At 70.4% G+C, this 22,553-nt stretch carries 25 protein-coding genes; 7 read left to right on the forward strand and 18 right to left on the reverse strand.

The features are described from left to right. Position 1: 1 nt before the first annotated feature. The 7 genes from mutM to WYM_RS20950 form a co-directional block, all read right to left on the reverse strand. A complete protein-coding gene (gene mutM / locus WYM_RS02095) occupies positions 2–913 on the reverse strand; it encodes a bifunctional DNA-formamidopyrimidine glycosylase/DNA-(apurinic or apyrimidinic site) lyase (RefSeq protein WP_019179167.1) in 912 nt (303 codons plus the stop codon). Continuing rightward, the gene (gene rnc / locus WYM_RS02100; RefSeq protein ID WP_019179168.1) at positions 906–1,607 is read right to left on the reverse strand and encodes a ribonuclease III; all 702 of its coding nucleotides are present in this window, start codon (positions 1,605–1,607) and stop codon (positions 906–908) included. The genes mutM and rnc overlap by 8 nt, the downstream gene beginning before the upstream one ends. A 19-nt stretch (positions 1,608–1,626) precedes the next feature. Next, positions 1,627–1,836: a 50S ribosomal protein L32 gene (gene rpmF / locus WYM_RS02105; protein ID WP_019179169.1), complete on the reverse strand. Its 210-nt coding sequence runs from the start codon at positions 1,834–1,836 to the stop codon at positions 1,627–1,629. 33 nt (positions 1,837–1,869) lie between these two features. Beyond that, positions 1,870–2,403, reverse strand: coding sequence for a YceD family protein (locus tag WYM_RS02110; RefSeq protein WP_019179170.1), 534 nt, complete (start codon positions 2,401–2,403; stop codon positions 1,870–1,872). Between the two features lie 74 nt (positions 2,404–2,477). Next, entirely contained in the window at positions 2,478–2,975 is a 498-nt protein-coding gene (coaD, locus tag WYM_RS02115; RefSeq protein WP_019179171.1) for a pantetheine-phosphate adenylyltransferase, read from the reverse strand. 40 nt (positions 2,976–3,015) lie between these two features. Continuing rightward, positions 3,016–5,172, reverse strand: a complete 2,157-nt coding sequence (locus WYM_RS02120; RefSeq protein ID WP_019179172.1) for an ATP-dependent DNA helicase RecG — start codon at positions 5,170–5,172, stop codon at positions 3,016–3,018. Positions 5,173–5,210: 38 nt separating this feature from the next. Further along, a complete protein-coding gene (locus WYM_RS20950; RefSeq protein ID WP_019179173.1) occupies positions 5,211–5,798 on the reverse strand; it encodes a hypothetical protein in 588 nt (195 codons plus the stop codon). 85 nt (positions 5,799–5,883) lie between these two features. Here WYM_RS20950 and rsmD point away from each other — a divergent pair, with 85 nt between their 5' ends. Continuing rightward, a complete protein-coding gene (gene rsmD / locus WYM_RS02130; RefSeq protein WP_019179174.1) occupies positions 5,884–6,447 on the forward strand; it encodes a 16S rRNA (guanine(966)-N(2))-methyltransferase RsmD in 564 nt (187 codons plus the stop codon). 17 nt (positions 6,448–6,464) lie between these two features. Here the strand turns inward: rsmD and thiL are convergent, their stop codons facing one another. Next, a complete protein-coding gene (gene thiL, locus WYM_RS02135; protein WP_019179175.1) occupies positions 6,465–7,460 on the reverse strand; it encodes a thiamine-phosphate kinase in 996 nt (331 codons plus the stop codon). 85 nt (positions 7,461–7,545) lie between these two features. On the opposite strand from thiL, the gene WYM_RS02140 reads away from it, so the two are divergent. Further along, positions 7,546–8,031: a DUF3515 family protein gene (locus tag WYM_RS02140; protein WP_019179176.1), complete on the forward strand. Its 486-nt coding sequence runs from the start codon at positions 7,546–7,548 to the stop codon at positions 8,029–8,031. A gap of 29 nt (positions 8,032–8,060) precedes the next feature. On the opposite strand, the gene WYM_RS02145 is transcribed toward WYM_RS02140, so the two are convergent. From WYM_RS02145 to WYM_RS02190, 10 genes are all read right to left on the reverse strand, one after another. Continuing rightward, complete coding sequence (locus tag WYM_RS02145; RefSeq protein WP_040568965.1) at positions 8,061–9,152, reverse strand: D-alanine--D-alanine ligase family protein; 1,092 nt, start codon at positions 9,150–9,152, stop codon at positions 8,061–8,063. Continuing rightward, the gene (locus tag WYM_RS02150; RefSeq protein WP_040568966.1) at positions 9,052–10,209 is read right to left on the reverse strand and encodes an NAD(P)H-dependent glycerol-3-phosphate dehydrogenase; all 1,158 of its coding nucleotides are present in this window, start codon (positions 10,207–10,209) and stop codon (positions 9,052–9,054) included. Before WYM_RS02150 ends, WYM_RS02145 begins: the two co-directional genes overlap by 101 nt. Then, complete coding sequence (locus tag WYM_RS02155) at positions 10,175–10,945, reverse strand: lysophospholipid acyltransferase family protein (protein WP_019179179.1); 771 nt, start codon at positions 10,943–10,945, stop codon at positions 10,175–10,177. Before WYM_RS02155 ends, WYM_RS02150 begins: the two co-directional genes overlap by 35 nt. 3 nt (positions 10,946–10,948) lie before the next feature. Next, complete coding sequence (gene murA, locus WYM_RS02160; RefSeq protein WP_019179180.1) at positions 10,949–12,319, reverse strand: UDP-N-acetylglucosamine 1-carboxyvinyltransferase; 1,371 nt, start codon at positions 12,317–12,319, stop codon at positions 10,949–10,951. A 75-nt stretch (positions 12,320–12,394) separates the two neighbouring features. Further along, positions 12,395–12,991: a 3-isopropylmalate dehydratase small subunit gene (gene leuD, locus WYM_RS02165; protein WP_019179181.1), complete on the reverse strand. Its 597-nt coding sequence runs from the start codon at positions 12,989–12,991 to the stop codon at positions 12,395–12,397. Between the two features lies 1 nt (position 12,992). After that, complete coding sequence (gene leuC, locus WYM_RS02170) at positions 12,993–14,462, reverse strand: 3-isopropylmalate dehydratase large subunit (protein ID WP_019179182.1); 1,470 nt, start codon at positions 14,460–14,462, stop codon at positions 12,993–12,995. 226 nt (positions 14,463–14,688) lie between these two features. Then, positions 14,689–15,816, reverse strand: a complete 1,128-nt coding sequence (locus tag WYM_RS02175) for a TerC family protein (protein WP_019179183.1) — start codon at positions 15,814–15,816, stop codon at positions 14,689–14,691. A gap of 158 nt (positions 15,817–15,974) precedes the next feature. Beyond that, positions 15,975–16,424, reverse strand: coding sequence for a class F sortase (locus WYM_RS21905; protein WP_019179184.1), 450 nt, complete (start codon positions 16,422–16,424; stop codon positions 15,975–15,977). A 209-nt stretch (positions 16,425–16,633) separates the two neighbouring features. Continuing rightward, complete coding sequence (locus tag WYM_RS19000; RefSeq protein WP_192813698.1) at positions 16,634–17,473, reverse strand: DUF4397 domain-containing protein; 840 nt, start codon at positions 17,471–17,473, stop codon at positions 16,634–16,636. A gap of 28 nt (positions 17,474–17,501) precedes the next feature. Next, positions 17,502–19,124, reverse strand: a complete 1,623-nt coding sequence (locus WYM_RS02190; protein WP_019179186.1) for a hypothetical protein — start codon at positions 19,122–19,124, stop codon at positions 17,502–17,504. Between the two features lie 52 nt (positions 19,125–19,176). On the opposite strand from WYM_RS02190, the gene WYM_RS02195 reads away from it, so the two are divergent. The 5 genes from WYM_RS02195 to WYM_RS02215 all read left to right on the forward strand — a co-directional run bounded on the left by WYM_RS02195 (position 19,177) and on the right by WYM_RS02215 (position 22,392). Beyond that, entirely contained in the window at positions 19,177–19,836 is a 660-nt protein-coding gene (locus tag WYM_RS02195; protein ID WP_019179187.1) for a hypothetical protein, read from the forward strand. An 85-nt stretch (positions 19,837–19,921) separates the two neighbouring features. After that, positions 19,922–20,479 (forward strand): RNA polymerase sigma factor, encoded by a 558-nt coding sequence (locus tag WYM_RS02200; protein WP_026059478.1) that lies wholly within the window; start codon positions 19,922–19,924, stop codon positions 20,477–20,479. Beyond that, positions 20,476–21,645, forward strand: a complete 1,170-nt coding sequence (locus WYM_RS02205; protein WP_019179189.1) for a DUF4349 domain-containing protein — start codon at positions 20,476–20,478, stop codon at positions 21,643–21,645. Before WYM_RS02200 ends, WYM_RS02205 begins: the two co-directional genes overlap by 4 nt. Before the next feature lie 31 nt (positions 21,646–21,676). Then, positions 21,677–22,039: a YidH family protein gene (locus WYM_RS02210; RefSeq protein ID WP_019179190.1), complete on the forward strand. Its 363-nt coding sequence runs from the start codon at positions 21,677–21,679 to the stop codon at positions 22,037–22,039. Beyond that, positions 22,036–22,392: a DUF202 domain-containing protein gene (locus tag WYM_RS02215; protein WP_019179191.1), complete on the forward strand. Its 357-nt coding sequence runs from the start codon at positions 22,036–22,038 to the stop codon at positions 22,390–22,392. The genes WYM_RS02210 and WYM_RS02215 overlap by 4 nt, the downstream gene beginning before the upstream one ends. Positions 22,393–22,553 lie beyond the last annotated feature (161 nt).

A 22,553-nucleotide genomic window follows, 5' to 3' on the forward strand; every position in this document is an offset into this window, starting at 1 on the left:
GTCAGCGCCGCCGCTGGCAGGTCGGGCAGAAATGGCTCGATCGGTTGGTGAACGACACGCGCACGATCGGACGGCCGCACCGCGGGCAGGGCTCGCCGGTGCGGCCGTACGCGGTGAGGGAGTGCGCGAAGTAGCCCGCCTGCCCGTTCACATTCACATACTGCGCGTCGAAGCTGGTGCCGCCTTCGGCCAGCGCCTTCTCGAGGACGTGGCGCACCTCGGCGAGCAGGCGGTTGGCCGCTCGCGTCGACAGCGCGCGAGCCGGCGTCTCGGGGTGCACCCGCGCTGCCCACAGCGCCTCGTCGGCGTAGATGTTGCCGACGCCGCTCAGCACCGTCTGGTCCAGCAGCACCCGCTTGATCGCCGAGTCCTTGCGCGCGAGCGCGCTGCGGAACGCAGCCTCTGAGAACGCCGGGTCCAGGGGATCGCGTGCGATGTGCGAGACCTGGGAGGGGACGGATGCCTCGGCCCAGCCGAGACCGCCGGCGGCGTCGTCCGATGTGGGGACGAGCCGATCGAGCGCAAGCGAGCCGAAGGTGCGCTGGTCGGCGAACACCACGGCGACCTCTCCATGGACCGGATGTGAAACGTCGAGTCGTACTCGTTCGTGTCGCTCCACAGCCGCACCGGGCGCGCGCAGCAGCAGCTGCCCGCTCATGCCGAGGTGGCCCACCACCGCGTCGGCGCGAGTCTCGCCCGGGACGGCGTCGTCGAGCGGCAGCCACAGGAACTTGCCTCGTCTCGCGGCCCCCAGGATCCGTCTGCCGGTGAGCGCCGCCTCGAAATGCGCACCGTCGCCCGAGTGCCGGGTGAGAGCGCGCTCGTCGAGAACGGTGACGCCGAGGACCGTCGCTCCCGTCACTGCAGGCGCGAGGCCGGCGCGGACGACCTCGACTTCGGGAAGCTCAGGCACGCCCGCTGAGCTCGCGCCACGCGCGCAGAGCAGCAGCCATCTCGGCGTGCTTCTTGCTGGTCCCGGTGCCCTCGGTCATGAGCTCGCCGACCTCGACCGTCGCGGTGAAGATGCGATCGTGGTCGGGACCGGTCGACGTGACCGCGTACACGGGGGGCTGCAGCCCGTCGCGGGCGGCGAGCTCCTGAAGACTCGTCTTGGGGTCCATAGCAGCGCCGTAGCGCTCGGGATCCTCGAGGAGCGGCTCGACGAGCCGCAGCACCAGGGCCGTCGCGGCATCCGGACCCGCCGAGAGGTAGGTCGCACCGAAGACCGCCTCCATGGTGTCGGCGAGGATCGAATCCTTGTCGCGCCCGCCGGTGAGGTCCTCACCCCGCCCGAGCAGCACGTGCTGGCCGAGACCGATCCCCCGCGCGATCTGCGCGAGCGCGATCGTCGACACGACGGCCGCCCGGCGTTTTGCCAGGGCTCCCTCGTCGATGTCGGGGTGCGCTGTGAACAGCCGGACGGTCACCGCGAGCCCGAGCACCGAGTCGCCGAGGAACTCCAGACGCTCGTTGTGCGGTGCCTGGCCGTTCTCGTACGCCCAGGAGCGATGAGTGAGCGCCAGCGACAGAAGCTCGGGGTCGATATCGACTCCGAGCTTCTGCGTGAGTTCTGCGAGCGCGGTGCGCTCGGCGGCGACGTCGGTCACGTCAGACCGTGCACGACGATCAGACGTCGGCGACCTTGCGGCCCTTGTACTCGAGGAACAGCTCCGTGCCCTGCGAGTCGGTGACGACCTTCGCCTGGTGGGGACGGCTGTAGACGACCTTGCCGTTCTCGATGGTCTTGACCAGCGTGGGGGCCTCGGCCTTCCACTGCGCGCGACGTGAGCGCGTGTTGGAACGGGAGACCTTCCGCTTCGGGGGGTTGCCTGCCATGAGCTTGCTCTCTTCTGTGTTCTCGGCGCCGCGTCAGCCGCGGGAGCGCGGTGAATCGTCGTCGTGGTCTGTGGTGAAGTCCTGGAGCGCGGCCCAACGAGGATCGAGGGGCTCGCGCTGCTCTGAGTCGCTTTCGGTCATCCGCTTGCCCGTGGCCGGATCGAGGCCGGGGCAGTCCGGCTGACACACCGGCTGGAATGGAAGCGACAGGACGACCGCCTCCCTGACCAGAGTTTCAAGATCCACGTGGTCGTCTTGAACCTCGAAGTCAGTTTCCTCGTCCCCAGGATACGCGAAAAGCTCCTGAAACTCGACTTGGAGGGGCTCGGCGATGTCGGTCAGGCACCGCCCGCAGACGCCCGAGTACTCCGAATCGATGTCTCCGGTGGCGAGAATCCCCTCGTGGACGGACTCGAGGCGGACATCGACCGACACCTGCTCCCCCTGCGGGACCGACACGAGGCCCTCGCCCCACTTCTCTGGTGCAGGGACGTCGATGGAGAGCTCGCGCATCTCGCCGGGGCGGTGAGCGAGGTCTCGGACCGGGATGACAAAGGGGCCTGTCATATGCTTTCTGACCACGATCAACCATCGTACCGGCGCCCCGTGCAGCCGGCTCCGTCACGCGGCGGCGAGCGTCGTCAGATGCCGCGGGCGCCGGTATCGAGGAAGCGGGCGACGGCCGGCGGCACGTAGGGCGTCACGTCGCCGCCGAGGCCTGCGACCTGCCGCACCAGCGAGCTCGACACGAGGGCGTGGGCGGGGTCGGGCAGCAGGAAGACCGTCTCGACGTGGGCGAGGTGGCGGTTCACGATGGCCATCGGCGTCTCATAGGCGACGTCCACCTGCGACCGGATGCCCTTCACGAGAACGCTCGCCCCGACGTCGGTCGCGTAATCGACCAGCAGGCCCATGCTCCACGACGCGACGATGACCTCGCCGTCGATGTCGCTCTCGGCGATCGACTGCTCCAGCAGCGCCTGCCGCTGGGCGATCGGCAGCATCGCCTCCTTACCGGGGTTGTGCACCACCAGCACGTGAAGTTGGTCGTACAGCGACGCCGCCCGGCGGATGACGTCGAGATGACCGAGGGTCGGCGGGTCGAACGACCCCGGGACGACGGCGATCCGGCTGCTCATGCGCCCAGCCTAACGGGCGGCGGAGCCACCCTCTGTCGGCTCAGTTCTTCGCGAGCGCCGCACGCTCGGCCATCCCCACATTGCGCTCGAGCGCGGCGGCGAGCCCCGAGTGGCGCAGCAGCGCGGGATCCTCGGCGAGCACGTTCTCGGCGGCGATCCTCGCCTCGGCGATGATGTCGGCGTCCTTGACGACGCGCAGCAGCCGAAGCGACGAGCGGGCTCCCGACTGTGCGCCGCCGAGCACGTCGCCCTCCCCACGCAGTTCGAGGTCGACCTCGGCGAGGGCGAACCCGTCGAGCGTCGATGCCACCGCCTCGACACGCTGACGCGCGGGACTGCCCGCCGTGGCCTCGGTCACCAGCAGGCACAGACCGGGCACGCCTCCGCGACCGACACGCCCGCGCAGCTGGTGCAGCTGCGAGACCCCGAAGCGATCGGCCTCGAGGATCGCCATCGTCGACGCGTTCGGCACGTCGACGCCCACCTCGACGACGGTCGTGGCGACGAGGACGTCGATGTCGCCCCGAGCGAAGGCCTGCATCACGGCATCCTTCTCGTCGGAGGGCATCTTGCCGTGGAGGATCTCGACGCGCAGCGACGCGAACGCCTCGAGTCGTGACAGCAGGTCCGCGACCTGCACGACGCCCCAGCGCGTCCGGCTCTCGGCCGGCTCGCCCACCGGCTCGTCGGCGGTCTCGTCCTTCGTGAGGGCCTCGGCGTCGATCGCCGCGCACACGACGAACGCCTGCCGCCCCTGCGCCACTTCCTCGGCGATGCGGTCCCACACGCGACCGAACCACGCCGGACGCTCGGCCAGAGGAGCGACGAACGTCTCGATCCCGGCGCGTCCGGCCGGCATCGTGCGGATCGTCGAGACGTCGAGGTCGCCGAACACCGTCATCGCCACCGTCCGCGGAATCGGCGTGGCGGTGAGGACGAGCACGTGCGGCGACGAGCCCTTCGCCCGCAGCGACTCGCGCTGCTCGACTCCGAAACGGTGCTGCTCATCGACGACCACCAGCCCGAGATCGGCGAAGCTGGTGCTCTCGCTGAGGAGGGCATGCGTTCCGACCACGATGCGCGCCTGGCCCGATGCCGCCCGCAGCGCGGCCTTCCGCCGGTCTGCGGCCGGAAGCTGTCCCGTCAGCAGCGTCGGCATGAGCTCGGGCGCGAGCTGCGGTCCGAGCATCCGGGCGATCGAGCGCACGTGCTGAGCGGCGAGCACCTCTGTCGGGGCGATCAGCGCCGACTGCCCGCCGTCCTGGGCGACCTGCAGCATCGCGCGCAGCGCCACCAGGGTCTTGCCGGAGCCGACCTCGCCCTGCACCAGGCGGTTCATCGGCCAGTTCCCCTGCAGATCACGCTCCACCTGCTCGCCGACGGCCAGCTGATCGGGCGTGCGAGGGAAGGGCAGCGCCGCGTCGAAACGCTCCAGAAGCGCACCCGGCGCCCGCTTGGTCGCCGACAGCGCGCGGACGAACGCGCGCTGCTGCAGAAGGGCGACCTGCAGCACGAAGGCCTCCTGCATGCGCAAGGTGGCGTGTGCCGGCTCGATCTCGTCGAAGAAGCCCGGCCGATGGATGTGCTCGATCGCCGTGCGGGCGTCGAGCAGACCGTGACGGGCGCGCAGCTCGCCGGGAAGCGGGTCGGGCACGTCTCCCAGTCCGTCCAGGACGAGCGACATGATCTTCTGCAGCTGCCAGCTCGCCACGGTGCTGGTAGCCGGATAGATGGGGATCGGCAGGTTGACGTTCGCCTCCGCGGTCTGGCGGGCGATCTCCACGTCGTCGAAGAGCTCGTAGTCGGGATGCGCCAGCTGCTTCGCACCCCGGTACTCCCCCACCTTCCCGGCGAAGATCCCCCGCCGGCCGGGCTGCAGGTCCTTCAGCCGCCACGACTGGTTGAAGAACGTCAGCGAGAGATCACCGTGGCCGTCGCTGATGACCACCTCGAGCAGCGAGCCGTTGCGGTTCTTCATCCGCCGCTCGCCGGCGCGGCGGACCTCGGCGACGATCGTGACCGCCTCGCCGACGGGAAGCGACGAGATCGGCGTCAGCTCGCCCCGGCGCGCATAGCGGCGCGGGTAGTGCAGCAGCAGATCGCCCACCGTCTTCATTCCGAACGCGCGCTCGAGAGCCGACGCCGTCTTCCCCCCGATCGCGCCGTCCAGCCGCGAGTCGAGGGTGAAGGACGTCATGTCACGAGTCTAGATTCCGCCGCCGACGCGCCGATGCCTCACCCCAAGACGCCCTGCACGATCTCGGAGAGGAACGCCCGCCCGTTGCGGTTCACCGTCGACATGTAGATCCAGACCCCCTCGCGGGCGACGATCATCTCCTCGGTGTCGGCACCTGCTCCGGGCAGCGTGCAGAAGTCGGCTCCGAAGTCGTCCGACACCTGGCAGGAGTATCCCTCGGCCGGCAGCTCGCCCACGGCCGCCGTGACGGCGTCCGGCTGGGCCGTGCTGATCAGGAGCAGCAGGCCGGTCGCATCGCCGACGATCCAGTCGCACCCGAGGGCGAGGGTCGCGCCCTCGGGCGCAGGACGGACGAAGCCCTCGCCGTTGCTCTGGAGTGTCATGTCGCCGACCGTCTGCTGACGCGTGTCGGCGCTGCCGAGCTCGGCGCAGTCGGTCGGGATGTTCGCCTGCGCCGGCGCCTCCGTGGGAGTCGGCGATGCGCTCGGGGACGCGGTGCTCGCCGTCGGCCCGCCGCTGGGCGACGCCGTCGGCGAGGGGGCGTCGGCGGCGCAGCCGGACAGCGCGATGGCGGCGAGGACCGCGCCGACGACGATGGACGAGAACCTGGTACCGCTGCGAGCCATGCCGAACCCCCGGTCGAAGTGCTCCCCCGGGCTGATCCTAGAGGTCGATCGCGGTGGTCGCACTCGGCACGGCTATCGTGGCGGGGTGACGCGAATCATCGCCGGCCGCGCCGGTTCGATCGTCCTGGACGTCCCCGACGCCGGCACCCGCCCGACGAGCGATCGCGTGCGCGAATCGCTGTTCGGGGCTCTGGAATCCTCGGACGCTCTGCACGGGGCGGCGGTGCTCGACCTCTACGCCGGTTCGGGTGCCCTCGCGCTCGAGGCGGTCAGCCGTGGCGCGACATCAGCCGACCTCGTCGAGAAGTCGGCGCGCGCGGCGACGATCGCCCAGCGGAACGCCGCCCGCGTGGAAAAGGCGGTGGGTCCGGATGCCTCGATCCGCGTGCACCGCAGCTCGGTCGACGCGTTCCTCCGCACCGCTCGCGGGCCATTCGACGTCGTGTTCCTGGATCCGCCCTACGACGTGGGCGAGACCGAGCTGGCGTCGACGCTGTCGCTGTTGGCGCCGCTTCTCGCGCCGGGCGCGGATGTGATCGTCGAGCGGTCGTCCCGCTCCCCGCAGCCTTCGCTTCCCGCCGCGCTCACGGCCACGCGCGGCAAGCGGTACGGCGATACCGCGCTGTGGTGGTCGACCACGTCGGACTGACGATCCGGGCGCAGTGTTCAGCCGGTTCGGGCATCCCAGTCGCGGTACGGGTCCCAGCCGCCGCGCCCCCGATGGGCCGTCCCGTCGACGAGCACCGGCGCATCGCCCCGGTCGAGAACCTCGCCCACCCGGCGGAACCCGTGCGGCAGGGCGTGCCCCGCGGCGAAGGTCGCCAGCAGAGCGTGGTCCTCACCGCCGGTGAGGGCCGACTGCACGTCCGGTCCCAGTGCGGACGAGTCCAGGGCGATGGTGACCCCGGATGCCGCAGCCAGCCGTGTCGCGTCGAGCACGAGTCCGTCCGAGACGTCCATCATCGCCGTCGCGCCCGCTTCCGCCGCGACCGGCCCCAGCGACACCGGCGGGGCCGGCCGCAGTTGCGCGGCGAGGTCCGCCCTCTCGGCCGGGTCGAGGAGGCGCTCATCCAGGGGAAGCGGCGCACCCGCGGCATCCGTGAATCGCCCGAAGAGCACGCGGAGTCCTCGCCCGGCCCGCCCGAGCTCGCCCGCGATCGCGACGACATCGCCCCGCCGAGCTCCCGAGCGCAGCACCGGCGCACGTCCCGACAGCGCCCCGAGCGCCGTGACCGCGATGGTGAGCGTGTCCGAGACGGTGAGATCACCGCCCTCGATGGTGCAGCCCGGTGCCAGCTCGTGGCACGCCGCGCGCAGCCCGTCGGCCAGGCCGGTCACGAATGACAGCCGCGTGGAATCGGGCATCGCCAGCGCGACCAGCAGAGCGGTGGGCGTGGCGCCCATAGCCGCGATGTCTGCGAGATTGACCGCGGCCGCCTTGTACCCGAGGTCGTAGGCGCTCGACCACGCGAGGCGGAAGTCGGGGCCGTGCACCAGCGTGTCGACGGTCGCGACCACCCTGCCGTCTGCGGCCGAGAGCACCGCGGCGTCGTCCCCGGGCCCGATGAGGGCACTGGAGGGCCCGAGCCGCTCCAGGATGCTCTGCAGCACGCGCCCCTCGCTGAGGTCGCCGACTGCTGGATCCGCGTGCTCGTCGTTCACGCCTCCACGCTACCGCCGGGTCCGGCGTCGCCGACGGGGAGCCGGCGGGCGCGGGTCGCTCCCCGACCGCAGGTAGCCTGGAACGGTGCGTCTGCCATCTCTCGCCGCCACGGCGGCTCTCGCGATCCTCGTCGGCGCCGCGCTCACCGGATGCTCGACGACGGTGAACCTGGAGCCGGCAGAGGGCGCCGAGGATCCGGCGTGCGCCGAGGTGACGGTGCGGCTGCCCGGGTCGGTCGCGGATCAGCCGCGTCTGTGGACGGACGCGCAGGCCACCGGCGCGTGGGGCGCGCAGACCTCGTCGGTGCTCCTGCGCTGCGGCGTCACGCCGCCGGGACCGACCGAGGCGAAGTGCATCACCCTCGGCGGGGTGGACTGGGTGGTGGACGAGAGCCAGGCGCCGAGATACCTCGTCACCACCTACGGACGGGTGCCCGCGGTCGAGGTGTTCATCGACAACGAGACGGTCTCGCCGAACGACGTCCTCAGCGCGCTCGGCGTGGCGGTGTCGGCCGGTACGACCTCGGAACGCGCCTGCACGCTCACCGAGACCCTCGTCCCCGAGGACTGAGCGCCCGGCGGCGTGCTCGCGCCGGACTGTCAGGCGGCGCGCTCGAGCGCGGTGTCGACGAGCTCGCTGATCAGCTCGGGATATGTCATGCCCGACGCGATCCAGCACTTGGGGAACATCGAGATGGGCGTGAAGCCCGGCATCGTGTTCAGCTCGTTCACGTAGAGGCCGTCGTCGGTGAGGAAGAAGTCGACACGCGCGAGGCCGCGTCCGTCTACGGCCTGGAAAGCGCGGATGCCGAGTTCCTGGATCGCCGCGATCTGCGCGTCGTCGAGCTCGGCCGGGCACACGACCTCGGCACCGTCCCCGCCCAGGTACTTGCCCTCGAAGTCGTAGAACTCGCGGGTCGTGAGGACGATCTCACCCGGAAGTGAGGCGCGGGGCGCGGCTCCCCTCCGGCCCTCGAGGATGGCGACCTCGACCTCGCGGCCGACGATCGCCGTCTCGATGAGCACCTTGTCGTCCTCCGCGAACGCGATCTCGAGCGCCGCGTCGAGCTCGGAGGCATCGTGCACCTTCGAGACTCCCACGCTCGACCCGGCGCGAGAGGGCTTCACGAACGACGGCACGCCCAGGGCCGCGGCATCCGCTCGCACGCTCTCGGGCTCGCCTTCCCAGCGCGCGCGGGTGATCGTCACCGACGGCGAGACCGGCACGCCGGCCTCGGCGAGGACGATCTTCATGAAGTGCTTGTCCATGCACAGGGCCGAGTCCAGCACTCCGCCCCCGGCGTACGGGATCCCCAGCGTGTCGAAGAAGCCCTGCACCGTGCCGTCCTCGCCGTGGAGGCCGTGGAGGATCGGCAGCACGACGTCGACCCGGCCGAGCTCGTCGATCCGTCCGTCGGCGCGACGCACGCGCAGCGTGCGGTCCGCCCCGCCCTCGGGCCACAGCACGCGTGTGCCGTTGTCGACGACCTCGGGCAGACGCTCGGCGTCGAGGGCGAACTTCGCGGGCTCGTCGTCTTCGAGGACGAACACGCCGTCACGGGTGATCCCGACGGGGATCACCCGGTAGCGATCACGGTCGATCGCCCGCAGCACCCCGCCCGCCGTTGCGGAACTGATCGAGTGCTCGCTGGAGCGACCTCCAAAGAGCACCGCCACCGCCGGCTTGTCCATTCTGCGTCCTCTCGCCCTGGGGGGTGTCGTCGTCTGTCGTCAGGTGGGGGGCGATGTCGCGCGGATTCATCGTGCCGTCAAGAACCATCTTGACCTGCTCGACGATCGGCATCTCGACGCCCACCTCGCGTGCCAGCTGCAGGATGGGCGCGACCGATGCGAGCCCCTCCGCGGTCTGATTCATCTGCTTGACGACGTCGTCGAAGCGATACCCCTGGCCGAGCAGGCGGCCGGCGGTGTTGTTGCGGCTGAGCGGCGACTGGCACGTCGCGATGAGGTCGCCGAGGCCTGCGAGGCCCTGGAGGGTCTCAGGGTGTGCGCCGAACGCGACGGCGAAGTCGGTCATCTCGACGAGGCCCCGCGTGATGATGGAGGCCTTCGTGTTCTCGCCGTACCCGACGCCGTCGACAATGCCGATCGCCACGGCGATGAGGTTCTTCAGCACCCCGCCGAACTCGGTGCCGATCACGTCCGTGTTCACGAAGGTGCGGAAGTAGCGGTTGCGCGCCCGTCGCGCGACCGCCTCGGCGGTCTCCTGGCTCGTCGACGAGATGACCGCGGCGGTGGGCTGTTCGCGCGCGATCTCCAGCGCGAGGTTCGGACCCGACGCGACGGCGATGCGGGCCGGATCGCAGTGCAGCTCCTGCTCGATGACCTGGCTCATGCGCAGCCCGGTGCGACGCTCGACGCCCTTCATGAGCGACACGATGGGCACGTCGGTGGAATCGATCAAGGGCCGCACCGCTTTGAGGTTCTGCCGCACGGCCTGGCTGGGGATCGACAGGTAGATCTGCTCGGCGCCCTCGAGAGCGTCGGAGAGGTGGTGGGTCGCGTCCATCCCCCGCGGAAGGTTGATGCCCGGCAGGTACTCGCTGTTGCGCTTGGCCTCTTGGATCTCGCTGGCGAGCTCCGGGCGCCGCGCCCACATGGTCACGTGGGCGCCGCCGTCGGCGAGGATCTTGCCGAATGTGGTCCCCCAGCTTCCCGCGCCGACGACGGCCACGCGAGGCAGCGCGGCATCTCTACGACTCAAGGCGACCCGTCTCCTCCTGGCCATGAGCGGCCGGGTTCCACCGCTGGGGCGGCGCCGTCGCGCCGCGCAGCTCGGCCAGCAGCCCGGCGATCGCCGCCATGACCTGGTCGGTGGCGGCGACCAGACCGGCGGGCTGGCCGGCCGCGGCTCCCTCGAGCGCGTTCACGTCGATCGCGTCGCCGAAGATGACGCGCACGCGGCGGCGAAGCGGCCACAGCCGGAGCTTGCCGTACCGGGGCAGGATCTGCTGCGAGCCCCAGTGCGCGACCGGGATCACCGGGAGGGCGCCCGCGGTGGCCAGGCGCACCGCACCCGTCTTGCCGCGCATCGGCCACAGGTCGGGATCCCGGGTGAGCGAGCCCTCGGGGTACACGATCACGCCTCGCCCGAGCCGGACCAGCTCCTGTGCGCTCTCCAGCGTCTGCTTCGCACCCGACCCCGACGACGCGCGAGCGACGGGGACCATGCCGGTCCTGCGCAGCACCCAGCCGAGGACCGGCACCCGGAACAGGCTCTCCTTCGCCATGAATCGAGGCGCTCGGCCCAGACGCCAGACGGCCACCGCGACGACGAGCGGGTCGATCTCGCTCATGTGATTCGGGGCGAGGACGTAGGCGCCTTCGCGCGGGAGCTTGTCGCCGCCGACGATCTCGACCCTGGCCAGGAGGCCGAAGAGCGGCACCACGATGGCGGCCAGGGGCCAGAAGATGCTGGGGCGGGTCTTCTCCTGCGAGGCGCGGGAGGGCGAGGGTGCGACCACGGCCTAGCCGACGACGTCGAAGTCGGCGCCGAGGGTCTCGAGCTTCGTCAGGAACTTCTCGTACCCGCGTCGGATGATCCCGACGTTGCGGACCACCGACTCGCCCTCCGCGGCGAGGGCCGCGATGACGTAGCTGTACCCGCCGCGCAGGTCGGGCACGACGACGTCGGCACCGTGCAGCGGCGTGGGGCCGTTGATGACGGCGGCCTGCTCGAGCGCACGACGGGGCACGCGGCGGTCGGCCGCGTCGATGCCGTGCGGGTGGACCACGATGTCGGCGCCCATCTGGTTCAGCGCCTGCGTGAACCCGAGGCGGTTCTCGTACACCGTCTCGTGCACGACCGAACGCCCCTCCGCCTGCGTGAGCGCGACGATCAGCGGCTGCTGCCAGTCGGTCATGAAGCCGGGGTGCACGTCGGTCTCGACCGTGACGGGCTTGAGCGCGCCCTCGCGGCGGAACTGGATGCCGTCCTCTCGGACGTCGAACCAGCCGCCGGCCTTGCGGAAGACGTTGAGGAAGGTGAGCATCTCCTGCTGCTTGGCGCCCCCGACGAAGATGTCGCCGTCGGTCGCCAGCGCGGCGCATGCCCAGGAGGCGGCCTCGTTGCGATCGAAGATCGCCCGGTGGTCGTAGCCGCGCAGCGCGTCCACGCCCTCGATGAGGATGACGCGGTTCGGCTCGTAGGAGATGATCGCGCCCATCTTCTGCAGAACCGCGATCAGATCCATGATCTCGGGCTCGATCGCCGCGTTGCGCAGCTCGGTCGTGCCCTTGGCCCGCACCGCCGTCAGCAGCACCTGCTCCGTCGCCCCCACGCTGGGGTAGGGCAGGTCGATGTTCGCGCCGTGCAGCCCGTTCGGGGCCGTGATCCGGATGCCCTCGTAGCTCTTGTCGACGACGGCGCCGAAGGCGCGGAGCGCGTCCATGTGGAAGTTGATGGGCCGGTCGCCGATGCGGCATCCACCGAGGTCGGGGATGAGCGCCTCGCCGAGCAGGTGCAGCAGCGGCCCGCAGAAGAGGATCGGGATGCGGGATGCCCCGGCATGGGCGTCGATCTCTTCGAAGTGCGCCGCGACCGCACCGCTCGGGTCGAGATGGAGGGTGCCCGCCTCTTCGCCGTCCAGGACACTGACGCCGTGGACTTCCAGGAGGGATCGGACGACCTGCACATCGCTGATGTCGGGAACGTCGCGCAGAGTGCTCGCGGTCTCGCCGAGCAGCGCCGCGACCATCGCCTTGGTGACGAGGTTCTTCGCGCCCTTGACCTCGACGCGGCCGGTCAGCGGACGTCCGCCGCGGATGGCGAGGACCTCCCCGGTCACTTCCTTGTCTCCCGACGTGGTGTCGGCGTCAACGCCGAGAAGCGACTTCATCCGGTGGACCTCACTTGGTGTGTTCGAGGGTGGCTTGCGGCGATCGGCGCGCCCGGGTGGGGCACGTGATCTGGCTTACGGAACGGGCAGCGTCCGCGGCCGCCACGCCTCGCGGCGAGCCTCGAACTGCGCGATCCTGTCAGCCTCGCGCAGTGTGAGCCCGATGTCGTCGAGCCCTTCGAGAAGCCGCCACCTAGTGTAATCGTCGATCTCGAAAGCGACGTCGAGGTCGCCCAGCGAGGCGCGCCGCGCGTCGAGGTCGACCGTCATCGTGGCACCGGGCCGGGCCTCGATGGCGGCCCAGACAGCCTCGAGGTCGGCTTCTGAGATCACGCCCGTGACCAGGCCCTGCTTGCCCGCGTTGCCACGGAAGATGTCGGCGAACTTGGTGCTCAGGACGACCTTGAAACCGAAGTCGCGCAGAGCCCATACCGCGTGCTCGCGGCTCGAGCCGGTCCCGAAGTCGGGGCCGGCCACGAGGATGCTCGCGCCCGCGTAGTCCGGGCGGTTGAGCACGAAGTCGGGGTCCTGGCGCCAGTTGGCGAACAGCGCGTCCTCGAAGCCGGTCTTGGTGACCCGCTTGAGGTACACCGCCGGGATGATCTGGTCGGTGTCGACGGCCGAGCGCTTCAGGGGCGCAGCGATCCCGGTGTGCGTGACGAACTTGTCCATGTCAGGCCTCCGCTCCGGTCGTGGCGCCCACTGCAGTGGCGATCGGCTCCAGGTCGCTCGGGCTCGAGAGGGTGCCACGGACGGCGGTCGCGGCCGCCACGAGCGGCGAGACGAGATGCGTGCGGCCGCCCTTGCCCTGCCTGCCCTCGAAGTTGCGGTTGCTCGTCGACGCGCACCGCTCACCCGGGGCCAGCTGGTCGGGATTCATGCCCAGGCACATCGAGCAGCCGGCGAAGCGCCATTCGGCGCCGAACTCGGTGAACACCTTGTCGAGGCCCTCGGCCTCGGCCTCCAGACGCACGCGCGCCGATCCGGGCACGACCATCACCCGAACACCGTCGGCCTTCGTGCGGCCCTTCACGATGGACGCGAACGCGCGGAGGTCTTCGATCCGGCTGTTGGTGCACGAGCCCATGAACACCGCGTCGACGGGCACCTGCTTCAGGGGCGTGCCGGGCTCGAGGGCCATGTACTCGAGCGCGCGCTCGGCCGCGGCACGGTCGTTCGCGTCGGCGAAATCGTCGGGTGAGGGCACGACGGCGTTCAGCGACACGCCCTGACCCGGGTTGGTGCCCCACGTGACGAACGGCTCCAGCTCGTTCGCGTCGAGGAACACCTCGGCGTCGTACACCGCGCCCTCGTCGCTGGGAAGCGTGCGCCAGTAGGCAACGGCATCCTCCCAGTCCTGCCCCTTCGGGGCGTGATCACGGCCCTTGACGTACTCGAACGTGATGTCGTCCGGCGCGACCATGCCGGCGCGAGCGCCGGCCTCGATCGACATGTTGCAGATCGTCATGCGCCCCTCCATCGAGAGGGATCGGATCGCGCTGCCGCGGAACTCCAGGACGTACCCCTGACCGCCGTTCGTGCCGATCTTGGCGATGACGGCGAGGACGACGTCCTTCGCGGTCACACCGGGCTTGAGCTCGCCCTCCACGGTGATGGCCATCGTCTTGAACGGCTTCAGCGGCAGCGTCTGCGTCGCGAGGACGTGCTCCACCTCGCTCGTGCCGATGCCGAACGCCATGGCGCCGAACGCGCCGTGGGTCGAGGTGTGCGAGTCGCCGCAGACCACCGTGATGCCCGGCATCGTCAGCCCGAGCTGGGGGCCGACGACGTGGACGATGCCCTGCTCCTTGTCGCCGAGCGAGTGCAGTCGCACACCGAACTCGGCGGCGTTGCGCCGGAGCGTCTCGATCTGCGTGCGACTCGTGAGGTCGGCGATCGGCTTGTCGATCTCGAGCGTCGGGGTGTTGTGGTCCTCGGTCGCGATCGTCAGATCCAGGCGACGCACGGGCCGGTCCTCGGCGCGGAGGCCGTCGAACGCCTGGGGGCTGGTGACCTCGTGCACGAGGTGCAGGTCGATGTAGATGAGGTCGGGCTGGCCGTCCTCGCCCTTGACCACGACGTGGTCGTCCCACACCTTCTCGGCGAGGGTGCGAGGGTGATCGGGGATGCCGGGATTGCTCATTGCTCTGTCGTTCTCCTCGAATGGGGCTGTGCCCGCAGAAGGGATGGGGCCCGCGACGAAACTCCGCGACGAGAGAGGCCTGGGAACTAGGACTCGTCGCGGCCGCTAAGGAGAAGGCGAGCGATGCGCACGTGCCCAGGCTACCACCCGACCGAACCGCGGCGTCGATCGCGCTGCCGCACGATGTCCTGTGCGGCAGCGCGAGCTGCACCCGTGCCGGCCGGCGTCAGCGGTGCTCGTCGGCGTGCGGCGCCTCGACGGTCGGCGGCGTGCCCTTCTCCTCCGCGACGATGGTCGCGGCCTCGGCGGCGGCGGCCGTGCCGGCGGGCGCCTCCGTCGCGGCAGCCTCCGCCGCGGCGTCCGTCCGTCCCAGCCGCTTGTCGCGCGACGAGGCGATGAGGCTCGCGATCGTCGCGACGGCCATCGACACGATGATCACGCCGAGCGACATCCACGTCGAGATCTCGGGCGCCCACTCGATGTGCTCACCGCCGTTGATGAAGGGGAGCTCGTTGACGTGCATGGCGTGGAAGACGAGCTTCACGCCGATGAAGGCGAGGATGAACGCGATGCCGTAGTGCAGGTAGCGCAGGCGGTCCAGCAGGTCGCCGAGCAGGAAGTAGAGCTGACGCAGACCCATCAGCGCGAACAGGTTCGCCGTGAAGACGATGAACGGGCTCGTGGTGATGCCGAAGATGGCGGGGATCGAGTCGATCGCGAACAGCAGATCCGTCACGCCGATGGCGGCGAAGACGATGATCATCGGCGTCCACATCTTCTTGCCGTCCACGACGGTGCGGATCTTGGCACCGTCGTAGGTGTCGCTGATGTCGATGGTGCGACGCAGCAGCCGGACGACGAAGTTCTCCTGCTTGACGTCGTCGTCGTGATCGCCGCCCGGGAACGCCTGACGGATCGCCGTCCACACCAGGAAGGCGCCGAACAGGTAGAAGACCCAGCTGAACTGCTCGATGATCGCCGCGCCGGCGAGGATGAACAGGCCGCGGAGCACCAGGGCGATGATGATGCCCACCATCAGCACCTCCTGCTGATAGCGGCGCGGCACCGCGAACTGCGTCATGATCAGCACGAAGACGAAGAGGTTGTCGATCGACAGGCTGTACTCGGTGAGCCAGCCGGCGACGAACTGGCCGGCATACTCGCCGCCGGCGAAGATCCACATCAGGCCGGCGAAGATCAGCGCGAGCGTGACGTAGAACACCACCCACAGCGTCGACTCCCTGGTGGAGGGGATGTGCGGGCGCTTGAGGATCAGCAGCAGGTCCGCCACCAGGATGAGCGTGAGGATCACGAGGGATCCGATTTCGAACCACAGCGGGAGTTCGAGGTCCATTGAGGGCCTTTCGCGGAGATGTACGAGGGGTCGGTCGTTGCCGAAAGTCTCTCCCCGCAGCCGGTCGTCCGGTCCGCGTCGCGCACCCGGGGTCGCACTCTCGGGACCCGTGATGACGGATGCGCGCTGTCGGGATACTCCCTCTCGCTCGGGCCAGTCTAGCGGGACTCCCCCGCACCACTGTCCAGCTCGGCGTACACGATGAGGTTGTCGGTGTAATGGCCGATCGTCGCGTCGAAGGTGCCCGTGCAGGTGATCAGGCGGAGCGCCGGTACCGGGACGTTCCGGTAGACATCCGCCGTGGGGAACTCCGACTTGGATGACTGGGTCGACCCGGTGATCGAGAAGCTCACGGCCGTGCCGTCCTCCATCGTGACGGTGACTGCTGCGCCGGGCGGTAGCTCACCGAGCCTCGCGAAGACGGCGGGTGCAGTGGGCGAGTCGACGTGTCCGGCGATGATGGCCCCGCCCACCGCTCCGGGAACGACTCCGCCCGCATACCACCCCGCCGCGTCCCAATCGTGTGGCGGGACGAGGCGCCCGGAGCGGTCGACACCCAGGCTCTCCAGCGTCGAGTCGACCCCGATTGACGGGATGCTGATCCTCACGGGGACTCCCGCTGAGGCGACAGCACCGCTGGAGCCCCGAGGACGAGGGTCCTGCAGTCCGCTCGCAGCGAGAGGACCGGCACTCGGGCTGGTGTTCGGTGTCGATCCGGTATCACCACCGCCTGCCGGGCTCGCGCACCCGACCAGCAGCAAGACGCAGACAAGAGCGACCGTCCCCACGCCTGAGTGCCTGCGTCCGAGAGCCCGCGTCACACTGCTACCGACCCGACGCGGATGGGGCCGGGACGCGGTGACTCGCCGACGGTGGAGCCGGCGAGCCATCCCCCTCCGGTGTCCACCCCGCCGATCGGGACGACGCCGGCACCCGCGCTGTCGAGAACCGGCAGGATCGTCAGGCCCCCGTCCGCGGTGTCGAGGATGAAGAGAGTGCTCACGCTGCCCACGGGCACGTCCACGGTCGCCGTGCCGGTGCCCCCGGGGCCGCTCAGCGACAGATCCCACGCCCCTGCCGGCACATCGGTGTACGCGGTCGCCGTTCCGGGACGCGCCTTCTCGGCGATCGTCAGCCCGGTGGAGGTCTGCACATCGACAGCCGCGCTGACGGTGGACGCCTGGATGAGACGGATGCGGCCATTGCCGGCGCTCGGGCCGGTGAGATCGTCGTCGAACGCCCGGAGCTGCAGCGACGCGGTGGGCCCGTACGCGGCGACGGTGCTCGCGGTCGACGCGCTCACCTCCACGGTGTCGGAGATCGCGACCTGGTCCCAGTCGCCGGAGCCGGCCGGGATCATGCTGACCGTGTAGGTGCCCTGCGGCAGGGTCTGATAAGGCGACACGTTCCCGTAGCTGACATCGCTCAGCTCGAGCACGACCGAACCGCCGCTCAGCGCGGTGAGCCGGACGTCCACCGCCTTGGTGTCGGGTGAGAGATGCCCGATACGCAGCCAGCCGGACCCGTCGACCTCGGTCGGGGCGCTGCGACTCGACGCCTCCGCGCTCGCGCCCACGGCCGCCGACGGCGTCGCGATGACGACGGACGCCGCGACGGCGACGATCAGAACGGGGACTCGCTGTCGAAGGTTCTTCATCTTCGTGGTTCCTTCCGATGTGGTGCGATCACTCTGCGAACGGGTCGATCGCAGGGTCATAGCGCAGGATCAGGCTCGTTCCATCGACGGATGCGTCACGAGGCGCATAGAGTCCGGCTAGCCTGCCGACCTTCTCCTGCGCGTCGGGCGTCAGCGCGCCGCCGCTCGTCAGCGGGGTTCCGCCGATGTCAGTCATGGCGACCTGTCGGATCGGTCCGCTCTGCTCGCCGTCGACGACGGGGAAGCCGGCCACCGTGACCTCGCCGTCGGCCGCCAGAGTGGCGAGCACGAAGACGATCCGGGCATCCACACGACCTGCCTTCAGGATTTCGCGGTCCGCGTCCGACAGCACGATCGACGGGTTCGCGGCCAGCTCGCCGCCGAACTCGGCTCGCGCTGCCGCCGCCCGCGATTGAGCGGCCGACGCAATGACCGATCCGCCTGGTGTGACCATCCGCACCTCGACGAGGTCGTCGCCGTCCCCGAAAGAGGCCACGACGACGGAATTCGCGATCGCGATCGCCAGCTGACCGTCATCGGACGACGGCGCTCGCGCCGCCGGCGATGTGACAACGTACTCGACATCTCGCCAATTGCTCAACTCGCCGTACGCGAGCACGTCGCTGGGGTCCCAGCCGGCGCCGACGAGGGCGTCCTCCATCGTGCCGTCGACCGCGAGCCGCTCGTCGCGAGCGGCGTTTCCGCTTATCCACGCCGACGCGTCACTGGTCGTGGGAGATGCGAAGACAGTGGTCGCGGCGGGCGGAATGCTGGCGTTGTTGATGGAGAGCAGCGCCGCCGTCGCGCCCACCACGGGGACGATGACCAGCGCGGGGATCCAGCGTCGGCGGTCTGCGGGGGACGCCGTGGGCGGGAGCTTCACTCCCTCGCCCGACGGACCGACGGGCTCCGGCGTGGGGATGACCTCCAGCGTCGGAGCGGGCTTCGCGTTCGACGCCTGCCGCGAGTTCACTGCGGATCTCGCAGCCGATGGGCGAACCGGCTTCGTCTTCGCGACGGACACCGGCTTCGCCTTCTCAGGACGAACGTGCTTCGTCTTCGCGACGGACGCCGCCCTCGCCTTCGGCGGACCGCCATGCTTCGCCTTGGTGACGGGCGCCGGAGTCACAGCCGGCTCCGGCACGGATTCCTCCGTGAGTTCCGGAGCAAATTCCCCCGTGTGCTGGGACTGCAGCTCGACGGCGGAGCCTGAGCGCGGTTCGTCCGCGAGAGCGTGTATGGGCGAGGCCTCAGCGGGGAGTTCGTGCTGCGGGTCGGCCTCGTCAACATCCACGGCGGGCGCCTGCGCAGAAGCCTCGAGCGCGGTCTCGGGCTCGGTCTTACCCTCTACGACGGCGTCCTGCTCCGCGACGAGTCCGGGGTCGGATTCGGTCCCGACGACGGTCCCCGGCTCCTGCTCCGACATCACGGCCGGTGCGGGGCGCGCCTCGACGTCGCCGTCCGACTTCAGCTCGACGAGAGCCTCCTGCTCGATCGCCAGGTCGGATCGCCCCTCGACGACGCCATCCGACTCCGGCGCGCTGAGCGGATTCTGCTCGACTGCGGCGACGGGTTCCGGGGATTGCGGCGCCGCCGGCGGCTTGCGGTCGTCAGCCGCACCGGTCACGAGCGCGCCGAGTCGGGCGAGCATCGACCGTTTCGCGGGACGGGCCTCCGCAGTCGGAGCGGGAGAGGTGTCAATAATGGGCGCGCTCTGCGGTGCGGGCGACGTCCGCGGTGCCGGCCAGGTCTTGAATGCGGGCGACGGCTCGGACGCCGTTGCGGACGGGCGCTGCCTCACCTCGGTGTTCGGTGTCGTCGAGTGGCTGGTGGGAGTCGGCGGCGTGTGCGCCAGCGGCGAAGGCGCCGAAGCGACCTCCGGCCCGCGCGGGTTCTGGGTTTGCGGGCCTTTGGAAACCGCGATCAGCCGCTCGATGTCTTCGTCGGATACGAGGATCGGGTCTTTCGTCGCATCCGGGGAGGTGTCGGCAGCGACTTCCTGGTCCGGAACGCTCGGCGCCGCTGCGGGCGGCTGGGGCCGCTCGACCGAAGAGACCACGTCGAGGTCAGCCGGGTCATCTCCGATGCCCCACTGCTTCGCGGATTCGTGCTTCGTTGTGGCCGGAGGCCGATTCGGCCGCTTCTTCGCCCCGCTCGAGGTAGTCGAAACGGAGGCAGGGCCGGAGGTCGACTCGCTCGGGGTCGCCGCGTCGTCCCCGACACCCGGATTCTTCGCCGAACCCGGTGCTTTCGCCGGGGCCGCCCGCCCCTCGGACTTCGATGGCTTGGGGGTCATGAATGGTCTTCGGAGTGCGTCGGGAATCGGATTGCAGAGCTTCGGCAGAATTCGCGGCGCGAGGTGAGACGATCGGCGATGAGTCGACACTGAACAGTTGAGAGACGATGGAGTTCCGCCGCGCGGTGGAGCGTTCTCGGAACGGACGGAACATGGTGGAGCGTGCGGCGAACGATGACGCGGCTCTCGTGGCGCAGGCCGCGGGCGGGAGCGAGCACGCCTTCCGCACGCTGTACCGGGCGTATGTCCGCCCGGTGTACTGGCTGGCACATGGATTGGTGGGCAACCCGGCAGACGCCGAGGAGGTCACGCAGGAGACCTTCCTCGTGGCGTGGCGCAAGCTTCCCGGGCTCGAGCTCGCGGGAGACTCGCTGCTCCCCTGGCTCGCGACGGTGTGCCGGTTCCAGGCCGCGAACCGGGTGCGTCGCCAGCGGCGGGATCGTCAGCACAGCGCAGGGACCGTCGACGAGAGCATTCCGGCCACCGTCGACGTCGAGCAGCAGGTCGTGGACGGCGAGCTCGCCGAGGCGATCCTCCGGGAGGTCGCCGGGCTCACGCCGCTCGACCGCGACATCTTCCGGCTCTGCGCCGCCGAGGGCTACGCCTACCAGGCGGCCGCCGACGAGCTCGGCGTCGCGCACGGCGTCGTCCGCAACCGTCTCTCCCGCATCCGCACGCGCCTGCGGACCGTCGTGAAGGAGAGCACATGAACAGCCAGCAGCCGGGAGCCTCGGCATCCCTTCCCGAGATCAGCTCCCAGCGCATCGATGAGATCGAGAACGCGCTCTTCGCCGACATATCCGGCGAGCGGGCCGCCACGACCGCCCGTCGCACGCGCCGCGGCCGGCTGTGGATCGCCGGCGGAGCAGCCGCGGCCGTCATCGCCGTCGCCGCGATCATCGCCCCCAGCATCGGCCCTCTCGTGTCGGGAACGGGCACCGCCGGCGACAGTTCGGCGTTCGCGCCCGCCGACGGGTTCGTCGGCGACTCGGGCGTGGCTCTCGACTCGCCCACCGAGCTCGACACCGGTCAGGCGTCACCGGATGCCCCCGCCCTCGAGTCGGGCGAGCGCGATGCCCTCGTGACCGATGGCGCGGCCGACCGCGAGATCATCACGACGGCGACCGCAACCGTCACGGTGGAAGACCTCGAGACGGCCGCCCGGGTGATCGGCAACGCCGCCGTCGCGCGCGGCGGCTATGTGGAGTCGATGAACCTGCGCGGTGACGCCGCACCCCAGGGCGATCCGGGCACGGGCGCGGCGTACGACATCATGCCGTACCCGTATCCGTACCCCCCGGGCGACACCTGGGTGACGGTGCGGGTGCCCGCCGACCAGCTGAGCGGTCTCGTCGAAGAGCTCTCCGACGTGGGCGAGGTCACCGCCTCGTCCGTCAACCGACAGGACGTCACCGAGCAGACGGTCGATCTCGCGGCTCGCATCGAAGCCGCACAGGCGTCGGTGGACCGGCTGACCGCCCTCATGGCACAGGCCGAGAGCGTGGCCGATCTCATCGCCGCCGAGTCGGCGCTGTCGGAGCGGCAGGCGCTGCTGGAGTCGTACCAGCAGCAGCTCGAGATGCTCGAGACGCAGGTCGCGATGTCGACGCTGACCGTGACGCTCGCTTCCGACGTCGAGCCGGTGACCGCCGACCCCGCCGGCTTCGGCGACGGTCTGGCCGCGGGCTGGAACGGGCTGGTGGCCACGCTGAACGGCATCGTCGTCGCGCTCGGCTTCCTGCTTCCGTGGCTGGTCGTCGCCGGCGTCGCAGCACTCATCGTGTGGGCCGTCGTCCGCCTCGTCCGGCGGCGTCGCGGGGCGGGAGCAGATCCCGCGGACCGGCCCGCCGGAACCGGCAGCGAGGTTCGCGACTGAGGGTGCGCGGCCCCGTCGGTAGTGTGGGCGCGTGAGCCGCAGCAGATTCCCGTCGTCGGTCTACCGGACGGGCGACGAACCCGACGCACGGTTCAGCCTCGCGAACGAGCGCACGTTCCTCGCGTGGAATCGCACCGCCCTCGCGCTGATCGCCGGAGGCGTCGCGCTCGAGGCCCTGGGCCTTGATCTTCACCCGGGGCTCCGGCTTGCGGCATCGCTCATTCTGATCGCCGCCGGTCTGGTGGTCCCGGTGCTCGCGTGGCGGGAGTGGGCACGCACCGAGCGCGCGCTGCGATCGTCGTCGCCGCTTCCCGGCTCGGCGACGAGCATCGCCCTGGCGATCACGATCGTGCTGGTGGCCGTGCTCGTGCTTCTGGGCATCGTGCTGCGGTGAGCAAGCCGCGCGTCTTCGACCCCGGGCTGCAGCCGGAGCGCACCGAGCTCGCGTGGCGTCGCACCGCCCTCGCGATCGGCGTGGGATCGCTCCTCGCCTTGCGGGTGCTGCCCGCCGTCGCCCCCGACCCGGCCCTTGCCGAGCTGTGGCTCGCCCCCGGCCTCGTCGGCGCCGGCTTCGCCGTGCTGCTGTGGGTCAGGTCGCGGGTCCGCCAGACGCGCGTCACGAGGGCGCTGCTTGCGGAGCGCCCTGATCGGATGCCGGGCGCCGGGCTGATGCTGCTGCTCGCCGCCTTCGTGTTCGGCTGCGGCATCCTCTCCGCCGTCGTCGTGCTTCTGCCGCACGCGTCGTGACAAAGACGAAACGTTCGTGACCCCAGCGGGATTCGGCCACTCCGCCCCTCCACACGCCGCTGGCGCGTCGCGCGGAGCCTCTGGCCGAGCGGGACCCCCCGCGCGAGCGTTTCTCATTACCGCTGGTATAACGAACGCGAAAGCGCCCGCTCGTGACCGAG

This window comes from Microbacterium yannicii PS01 (assembly GCF_000304335.1).
In the GTDB taxonomy this organism is placed as follows: domain Bacteria; phylum Actinomycetota; class Actinomycetes; order Actinomycetales; family Microbacteriaceae; genus Microbacterium; species Microbacterium yannicii_A.